Consider the following 9,453-nt stretch of genomic DNA (forward strand, 5'->3'; position numbering starts at 1 on the left):
GTGGGGATGAATCCCCACTGATTTTTTAATAGAAAGAAGCCTCTTGTAAATATACAAGAGGCTTCTTTTTATTTCTTAAATTTCAACATATCCCCACTCAAATTCGAATCACTATACACAAACAATACCATGTTAATATTGTTGTCTTTAATGTATTGATATACATCTTTTTCGTGATAGTGACGCAGGTCGAGGATAGATGTATGTTTAAAGCTTTGTGCTAAGTGTGGCACGATTGCATTTGCGAATGAGTCTTTTAGGACTAAGGCGCGTACTTCATTTGGTGCATTGTTATTTTCGATGACGATTTCTGGATAGTCATCCGTGTAATAACCTGCGTATGATGTTGTATCTTTTTGTTTTTCTACGCCGTATATGTCATCTAAATTTTGATGAACAGTACCTTTCACATCTTTTGCGTTTATGCTTGTGAAGTTGAAACCGTCTTTCGGTGTGTAGTAACACAATTTTTCATCATTGACATCGATGAGTTGGTATAGTTGGTTGTTGAAGCTTCCAACTAAATGTTTATTTTGCGCACATGTACGAGTGTAGTCTTCTTTTTTTATTTCTTTTCCTTTATATATAGAAGAGTGTTGCCCGATTGTGTTCATTATATATTGGTAGCCTAAGAAGGCACCGTCCATATTCCAATGATGATCTGTTTTGAAATACATGTCCTGTATTTCTTCGTATGTATAGTTCTGTTTAAAGTGTTCCATAAGTTTTATTGGCTTTACGTCTGCTGGAAGTTTCTTTAGAAAGTAATTTAAATTTTCCTCTGCATATGTGTGAATATGAGAAGGTAATTTAAATGATAATGCATTCGTTTTTGACGGTGGTAAAGCAAAGTAAAACTCAACGTTTTGTTCTTTTGAAAACTGAGATAAGTCGTTTATAGCAGGCATGGATTGGTCAATTTCATTATATTTTTTTGTCCACGCCGGGTTTTTAAGGAGCCATTTATCATCAGTTAAAATAATGTCGTTAATGAGAGATTTGCCCATATTAATTTGAGCAATCGTATAGTTTTTAATAAGCTCATCTCGTCCGATTAGTTGATCATTTGTATATGTTTCAAAATCTTTAAAGAAGCTACCAGTTAGGAGAGCTTCTTTCGTAAGTGCTGGTTTTTGAGCGAGCGGCCGATTTTCAACTGGTGAAATGTCTCGGTCTGTTTTGAGTAACGATAATATGCCAAATGAAAAGATAATGGTGAGAAAACCGATAAACAGGATGAGGTTCCCCAATTTTTTCATAATAACTTTTCCTTCCTACATCAGTTAAAACCTGAAATAAATAAATGGATTATATGTTGAGTTAATCAAGTACATAACCGAAATCATAAATAATGTTAGTAATAGTATAGGACGTACAAATTGTATTGTGAACATATACGTTTTTGGTGCAAGTTCTAGTATGTTTTTAATTCGTTTTAAAATTGGTGTCGCTGCGATAAAGGCGATGATAAATACGATAATGTATTCATGTACGTATAACATTGTATTGTCATCGATGAAAGATTGCCCACCTATGCCGAACATCGCTTTTAAATATTGGAACGAGTAAGCGAAGTTGTCAGCTCGGAAGAAGACCCAACCGATCATAACGATTACTAATACGTATGCATGTTGCAGCGGCTTCCATAGTTTGTTTAATATTTTTTCGAATCCAGCTTTTTCAATTGAAATAATAAAGCCGTAATATAAGCCCCAGGCGATAAATGTCCAGCTCGCCCCGTGCCATAAACCAGTTAACCCCCATACGATGAAGAGGTTACGATAATTCGCTAGTTTTGAAACGCGGTTTCCGCCGAGCGGGATATATATGTAATCGCGGAACCAAGAGCCGAGTGTAATATGCCATCTTCTCCAAAACTCTGAAATAGATTTAGAGATGTACGGATAGTTGAAGTTTTTCGGGAAATCAAATCCGAACATTTTTCCAAGTCCGATTGCCATATCAGAGTACCCTGAGAAATCGAAATAAATTTGTAGGGTATAGGCGATAATACCAATCCATGCTGTTCCAACACTTATTTCAGATGGTGGTAAGGCGAAGATTTTATCAGCGGCAAATCCAACTTGGTTGGCGATTAATATCTTTTTTGCTAGTCCGAGAACGAAAATTTGAATACCTTCTGTGAATCGTTCAAAAGAATGGATGCGCGTTTTAATTTGCTCAGCGACAATATTGTAACGAACAATTGGTCCGGCAATAAGCTGAGGGAAAATCGATATATATAGCGCTAAGTTAAGTGGATTTTTTTGAACATCCCCATCTTTACGGTATATATCGATGACATAGGACATCGCTTGGAATGTATAAAATGAAATTCCAATTGGTAGTGGAATAGGTTCCACATGAATAGATAAGTGCAATACGTTGTTTAAAATGTCTGTGAAAAATGAAATATACTTAAAATAAGAAAGTAATAGTATATTTCCAACGACAGCCATAATTAAAAATGTGACTTTCATATTTTTTCGTTTATCATAATGATGCACGAGTAGGCCAAAGCAGTAGTTTAATACGATAGAAAAGAGCATTAAGAGAACGAAACGGGGTTCGCCCCATGCATAGAAAATTAAACTAAATGCAAGTAATACGAAATTACGTAGCTCGGCACGCACTATAAAATAGAGAAATAATACGAGAGGTAAAAAGATAAATAAGAAAATCGAACTACTAAATACCAAAGGACTCTCCTCACTTTTTCGAAATACATTTCGTGCAAAAAAAAACCGACATATCTATTATATATTCTTTTATATAATAGTGCCTTTAATATTTTAGCATGTTAATAATTCGATTAAAATGATTATTCCATATAAATAGTTTCTAATTTCATACGTAAGAAAGGTAGGCAATTAAGTGTTGTTTTATGCTGAATGCTAGAGGCGGTAAAGGATTGGAATAGAAAGAAGCAGCATCCATTTGAATGCTGCTTCTTTCTATTCTATTTCTAAATCAACAATTAAGTAAGCAAGAATCACAACAAAGAAAATACTAACGGCTGGTGCTGTTAATACGTGTCCAGACATAAAGCCAATACCGAGCGATAAGACGAGTGTGCTAGCTAGTAGCATATGTTTTACGCTAAATAGTTTCTTGAAGTTTGTGATCAAGCGAATGAATATTTTAATACCGAAATAAAGTAGCGGCAGTAAATACATAAGGAAGCCGACAATTCCGAATGCGAAGAATAGGTCGTGGAAATCCATTTCGACTAACTTCATTTTCGTTGTATAGTTACCAGCGTAGCCCATTCCAAAGAGTTTTTGAGATAGTGGTGCTTCTTTATAGTATTGTTTGTATACTTTTAAAAACTTGTCACGATCACTGTAAATTAAACTTTTCATTTCAGAGTCTGTTAGTTCACCCTGCTTATGTTCTTCTTCTTCTTTAACTTCTTTTCCTTCTTTTCGATCCTTTTCGTCTTGTACTGATTTTTTGTATTCATATATTTGTAAGTGGATGCTCATGTTTTTTGCGATAGGGGTTTGCGGTGTAAGGACGAATAAACCACCTAATACGACAGCAGCAACAACTGTGTTTACAAGATATGTGAATCCTTTTCCTTCTTTTTTACGATGCATCATATATTCAATGAATAAGAAGAAAAGAGCGATGCCAAGTGTAATAACGATGGCACCATAGCCTACTTTCGTTCCGATCATAATGCTTGCATACATCGCAAGTACAGTTGGAATCCAGTAATACACTTTTGAGAAAGAAGTTGTTTTATGTACCGAGTATAAAACAACGATTGGGAACATAATTGCGAAAATGGAACTTAAATCATTACCAGCAAAGAACCATCCTCTTGAACCGATCTTTGAGTTCGGATAGCTTGGGAAATCTGTACCAGTTGCCATAGCCACGATGATTGAAATACTTAAAATTAACGTTGCATATAAGAAATACGTAATGATTTTATGAAACGCAAATTCGTTATTCTTTAGTTCTTTCAGTGCGATAATATATCCAAACAGTAGTACAATTGGATATACACTTTTCAAAATAAATTTCACTTCTTCTCCAAATGAAACTGGAGATTTGACCATTAAATTATTCACAAGGCCGATTGCGAGTACGATGCCAAAGAGACATAAATAAAGAATATATTTTTTCGCGCCTTGTTGTTTATGATGAAGAAGTAGATAACCTAATGCAAGAAGCATAAAGGCGAAACGGACTACGATTCCGACTGTTGCGCTCATGTGCAATACATAGATTGAAAAAGACGTTAATAAATCTAAAATTGGTTGAAACACGATGAATAGCAGTAGGAAATGCGGGAAGTAGTTATCCGTCTGTTTTAACTTAGTAACCATATGTTCCTCCATTTCTTCATTCCTTTATTTCAGCACCCCTCTATTAATAGGAAGGGGAATGAATTTCTATATTTAATTTTTATATCAGACTTAAGAATACACCATTTCATTGTAATGGTAAATAGATGAAGAGAGGAGATAAAACGACTTTAATTTCTATATTTTTCAACGAAATTGTATGTTTTATACAAGGTTATATACAAATTACGAGATTATTAGACAGAAAATTAAGAAAAAAGAAGGGTTTTTTACCTCCTTTCTATAATTATATAAGTATAATCTTTATGTGGAAAAGAGGGGTATATATAATGGAAGTAACAAGTAAAACAGAATCTGTCGTTGTGAAGTATGAAGGGCGCGTTGCAACGGTAATGGTCAATCGCCCAGAGGTGTTAAATGCATTAGATGAGCCAACGTTAAAAGAGCTATTACAAAAACTGAAAGAAGTAGCGGAGAGTTCGGCGCATATTGTTGTGTTATGCGGGAACGGCCGCGGTTTTTCTGCGGGTGGAGATATTAAATCGATGCTTTCAAGTAATGATGAAAGCAAGTTTGATGGTATTATGAATACTATTTCTGAAGTTGTCGTGACTTTATATACGATGCCGAAGCTTGTTATTAGTGCTATTCATGGACCAACTGCTGGTCTTGGATTAAGTATTGCGCTAACAGCTGACTATGTGATGGCAGATATATCATCGATTATTGCGATGAACTTTATTGGAATCGCTTTAATTCCAGATGGTGGCGGTCATTTCTTCCTTCAAAAGCGCGTTGGTGAAAATATGACGAAGCAAATTATTTGGGAAGGAAAGAAATTATCAGCAACAGAAGCGCTTGATATCGGTTTAATTGATGAAGTAATCGGCGAGGACTTCCAAACGGCTGTGAAGCAAAAAATTAGTGAATGGTCACAAAAGCCAATTAAAGCGATGATTCAAACGAAGCAAATTTTATGTGAAGTAAATCGCTCCAATTTAGAACAAACATTGCAGCTTGAAAAACGCGGTCAATATGCGATGAGACAAACAGCGGATCATAAAGAAGGCATTGCTGCATTTTTAGAAAAACGTTTGCCGGCATTTAAAGGGGAATAAAGTGTAGTGGTAGTTTTACTGTCGGTTAATTTAGGCTAAAGGGGAGAAAGTGCTAACACATTTTAGTATAATTGTGTTAGCACTTTTTTTTAAGGAGTAATATATGAAAAAAATTATCGGTGTTATCAGCATGATTGTAATAGCATATTATGCTTTGCATAGTACACCATCTATGGCGGTGCGAACTGCTTTGTTTTTTGAAGGACATCCAAGCGTTGCGTTTTCTGGCGGGGTGACGAAAGAAAAAGATGTGAAAAAAGAAGCAATTCCAGCTGAGTACCAAACTTTATATGGTAAGGAAGAAGAAGGATCAGAGCACTATTTCTTTCCGCAAGTAAGAGCAAAAGGATCAGGAATTGATATGATTAGTGCATGCGTGACGAATAAATGGTTTTTCTATACAGCAGAGCTCGGATGCTATTAAACATAGGAGGATGAATGATGTCAGCATATAACAAGTTAGTAAGAGATCGTGTTCCAGAGAAGATTTTAATGTCTGGAAAAACATATACAGCACAAAAATTAACAGGACAAGCATACATACAAGCTTTAGCGAAAATTGGAACAGAAGAAATTCGTGAATTTGCTTCTATGAAAGAGCGTGAACATGCGCTTGATTCTCTTGCGGATGCACTGGAAGTGATCATTTCATTAGCGCGTGCAGAAGGTGCAACAATTGAAGACATAGAACGTCTTCGTAAGCAAAAAGAAATAGAGCGTGGTGGGTTTGAAAGAGGCATTTATTTATTAGATGTTTCAGAAGAATAGTTTTATAGGGAAAGCATAGCGTTACGCATTAACGCTATGCTTTTTTGTTGCAAATAAACTAATAATGAAGAAGATAGCTGTTAATACCCAGCCAATTGTAATAGAAGTAGTAGTGTGGACTGCATAAGAAACTTGTAAACAAAATAATGATGCTAAAAACCAAATGAGTGCAATGTGTACATATTTTTTTGATATATTCATATTGTATAACTCCTTTTGTATACTAAAGTGAATTTTACTATAATTTAGAAAATTAAGCTATATGAGTAGAGGTTTTATAGCAAATTTTGTATACTAAATAATAGAGAAAATGAGGAGGAAACGACAATGGCACATCATGCGAAAGAAACGATGGAACTTATTAAGGAGCTTGTCTCTATTCCGAGTCCGTCTGGAAATACAGAGAAAATCATTCGTTTTATTGAAAACTATGTAAGTGAGTGGAATGTAGAAACGAAGCGTAACAATAAAGGCGCTCTTATTTTAACGGTAAAAGGGAAAAATGATGCACAGCACCGTTTATTAACAGCACATGTTGATACGTTAGGTGCGATGGTAAAAGAAATTAAGCCTGACGGTCGTCTGAGTCTTTCTATGATTGGCGGATTTCGCTGGAACTCTGTAGAAGGGGAATATTGCGAAATTGAAACATCAAGTGGCAAGACGTATACAGGGACGATTTTAATGCATCAAACATCTGTGCATGTATATAAAGATGCAGGTGAAGCGAAACGCGATGAGAAAAATATTGAGGTTCGTATTGATGAGCGCGTATTTTCAACTGATGAAGTACGTGAATTAGGAATTGAAGTAGGAGACTTCGTTTCATTTGATCCGCGCGTTCAAATTACAGAGAGTGGATACATAAAATCACGTCATTTAGATGACAAAGTAAGTGTTGCGATTCTATTAAAATTAATTAAGAGATTACAAGATGAAAATGTAACATTACCATATACAACTCATTTCTTAATTTCTAATAATGAAGAGATCGGATACGGTGGTAACTCTAACATTCCAGAAGAAACGGTTGAGTATTTAGCAGTTGATATGGGAGCGTTAGGTGATGGACAAGCATCTGACGAATATACAGTATCTATTTGTGCAAAAGACTCCAGTGGTCCGTATCATTATGCACTACGTAAACATTTAGTAGAGCTTGCGAAAACGAACAATATTGAATATAAAGTAGATATTTATCCGTACTATGGATCGGATGCATCAGCTGCGATTCACGCTGGATTTGATGTGAAACATGCATTAATTGGAGCGGGTATTGATTCTTCTCATGCATTTGAGCGTACACATGAAAGTTCGATTGCACATACAGAAGCACTTGTTTATGCATATGTATTATCAGAGATGATTGCAGAATAAGAAAAGAAATAGGCTACTTCTAGTAGCCTATTTTTTGTTTGCAGAGAAATCGACTTTATTTAACAAAAAGTAAATTAATTGTAATTTATTTTACAATATTAAGAAAGTAGGTTTACTACATAATTCGAGTATTATAAAATGATAGAGGCGCACTAATTTTTTTTGTTCGGATTTGTCGAAATTTATATATTAAGATTACGCGTTATTAAAAAGATGATTGTCGAGAGGAGTATTATTTTTTATGAAGTATCGTGCAGTCGCGGCAGGTATTTTAGCCGCAAGTTTATTATCGTCTCCAGTAAGTAGTTTCGCAGCAGCGAAGAAGTTTTCGGATGTTCCTACATGGGCGCAAGAATCAGTTGATTATTTAGTAGGAAAAAAAGCGCTTGATGGAAAGCCAGATGGAACGTTTTCTCCATCTGAAGCAGTAGATAGAGGATCAGCTGCAAAAATTTTAGCAGTCGTTCTTGGTTTACCAGTTGATCCAAAAGCAAAGCCATCTTTTAAAGATGCACAAAGCCATTGGGCAGCTCCGTACATTGCTGCAGTGGAAAAAGCAGGTGTAATTAATGGGGATGGTACTGGTAAATTCAATCCATCAAGCCAAATTAACCGTGCATCTATGGCATCTATGTTAGTACAAGCATACTCATTAGATAAGAAAATTATTGGAGAACTTCCAACACAGTTTAAAGATTTGGAACCTCATTGGGGTAAGAAACAAGCTAATATTTTAGTAGCTTTAGAGATTTCTAAAGGTACGGAAAATGGCTGGAAGCCTGAAGGAACTGTAACTCGTGCAGAAGCAGCTCAGTTCATTGCAATGGCTGATCAAAATAAAACAAATACATCAAAAAGAATGTATATGAACAGAAACTTTATTACATATCATCAACCATCATTATCATCTGGCATTACTGACGTTCAACATAAGCCGCAAATGGTTGAAGTGACAGAACAAAGAGCGGACGGCTGGTTGAAAATTGTAACAAGTAAAGGTGAGAAGTGGACACCTCTAAAAGAAAAAACAGAAACGATTAATGAAGGATTTACTACTTATGAAACAGCTTCACATAGTTCTAAAGTGCTAGGTACATATGATGCACAAACAGTAACGGTTATGGAAGAGAGTGGCGGCTGGATTCGTATCCGCGTAGGCGCTGGTTTCCAGTGGGTTGATAAAAATCAATTAAATCCAGTAAAACAAGAGAACTTCTTAGAAGGTAAAGCAATTATTATTGATCCAGGTCACGGTGGAGTTGACTCGGGTAATCCTGGTTATTATGAGAAAGAAAGCCAAACAGTATTAGATGTATCATTACGATTAAAGAAAATATTTGAGCAAAAGGCACCATTTACTGTTATGTTCACTCGTACAGATAATACACGTCCAGGAACAAGTGGTCCTGATTCATTAAAGAAACGTGTAGAATTTGGACAGCAACATAATGGAGATATTTTTGTAAGTATCCATGCTAATGGTTCTGAAGAGAAAAATGGACAAGGTACAGAAACATTATATTATCAGTCAGCAAGAGCAAAAGTAACGAACCCGCATGTAGAAGACAGTATTTTATTAGCACAAAAAATTCAAGACCGTCTTGTAGCAGCACTTGGAACAAAAGATCGTGGTGTCAAACATCAAGACTTATACGTAACTAGAGAAAATACAATGCCAGCTGTATTAACAGAATTAGCATTTGTAGATAATAAAAGTGATGCAGATAAAATTGCTACACCAAAACAGAGACAAGCTGCAGCAGAAGCGATTTATCAAGGTATTTTAGATTATTACGAAGCAAAGGGTAATAGCGTATCTTCTTTCCGTTAATAAATAAAAAGAGATTGCCAACTGGAGTGACCCCTGTCAAGTA

At 35.6% G+C, this 9,453-nt stretch carries 9 protein-coding genes; 5 read left to right on the top strand and 4 right to left on the bottom strand.

Annotated elements, in window-relative coordinates:
• Nucleotides 1-68: 68 nt before the first annotated feature.
• The 3 genes from patB1 to ACYVEC_RS21655 form a co-directional block, all read right to left on the bottom strand.
• A complete protein-coding gene (gene patB1, locus ACYVEC_RS21645; RefSeq protein WP_063222063.1) occupies nt 69-1,259 on the bottom strand; it encodes a secondary cell wall polysaccharide O-acetyltransferase PatB1 in 1,191 nt (396 codons plus the stop codon).
• A gap of 24 nt (nt 1,260-1,283) precedes the next feature.
• Nucleotides 1,284-2,699, bottom strand: a complete 1,416-nt coding sequence (locus ACYVEC_RS21650; RefSeq protein WP_063222062.1) for an MBOAT family O-acyltransferase — start codon at nt 2,697-2,699, stop codon at nt 1,284-1,286.
• 255 nt (nt 2,700-2,954) lie between these two features.
• Nucleotides 2,955-4,337 (bottom strand): O-antigen ligase family protein, encoded by a 1,383-nt coding sequence (locus tag ACYVEC_RS21655; protein WP_460508269.1) that lies wholly within the window; start codon nt 4,335-4,337, stop codon nt 2,955-2,957.
• A gap of 284 nt (nt 4,338-4,621) precedes the next feature.
• Here ACYVEC_RS21655 and ACYVEC_RS21660 point away from each other — a divergent pair, with 284 nt between their 5' ends.
• The 3 genes from ACYVEC_RS21660 (at nt 4,622) to ACYVEC_RS21670 (ending at nt 6,202) form a co-directional block, all read left to right on the top strand.
• Nucleotides 4,622-5,434 (top strand): enoyl-CoA hydratase, encoded by an 813-nt coding sequence (locus tag ACYVEC_RS21660; RefSeq protein WP_140350562.1) that lies wholly within the window; start codon nt 4,622-4,624, stop codon nt 5,432-5,434.
• Between the two features lie 103 nt (nt 5,435-5,537).
• Complete coding sequence (locus ACYVEC_RS21665; RefSeq protein WP_460508272.1) at nt 5,538-5,858, top strand: hypothetical protein; 321 nt, start codon at nt 5,538-5,540, stop codon at nt 5,856-5,858.
• 17 nt (nt 5,859-5,875) lie between these two features.
• The gene (locus tag ACYVEC_RS21670) at nt 5,876-6,202 is read left to right on the top strand and encodes a nucleoside triphosphate pyrophosphohydrolase (protein ID WP_060629731.1); all 327 of its coding nucleotides are present in this window, start codon (nt 5,876-5,878) and stop codon (nt 6,200-6,202) included.
• 21 nt (nt 6,203-6,223) lie between these two features.
• Here ACYVEC_RS21670 and ACYVEC_RS21675 read toward each other — a convergent pair whose 3' ends face one another.
• Complete coding sequence (locus tag ACYVEC_RS21675; protein ID WP_460508275.1) at nt 6,224-6,403, bottom strand: hypothetical protein; 180 nt, start codon at nt 6,401-6,403, stop codon at nt 6,224-6,226.
• Between the two features lie 126 nt (nt 6,404-6,529).
• On the opposite strand from ACYVEC_RS21675, the gene ACYVEC_RS21680 reads away from it, so the two are divergent.
• Nucleotides 6,530-7,579, top strand: coding sequence for a M42 family metallopeptidase (locus ACYVEC_RS21680; protein ID WP_063222058.1), 1,050 nt, complete (start codon nt 6,530-6,532; stop codon nt 7,577-7,579).
• 241 nt (nt 7,580-7,820) lie between these two features.
• Nucleotides 7,821-9,410 carry an N-acetylmuramoyl-L-alanine amidase gene (locus ACYVEC_RS21685; protein WP_063222057.1) on the top strand — a complete coding sequence of 530 codons (1,590 nt, stop codon included), beginning with the start codon at nt 7,821-7,823 and terminating at the stop codon, nt 9,408-9,410.
• Nucleotides 9,411-9,453: the final 43 nt, after the last annotated feature.

It is taken from the genome of Bacillus sp. MN7755 (assembly GCF_054771475.1).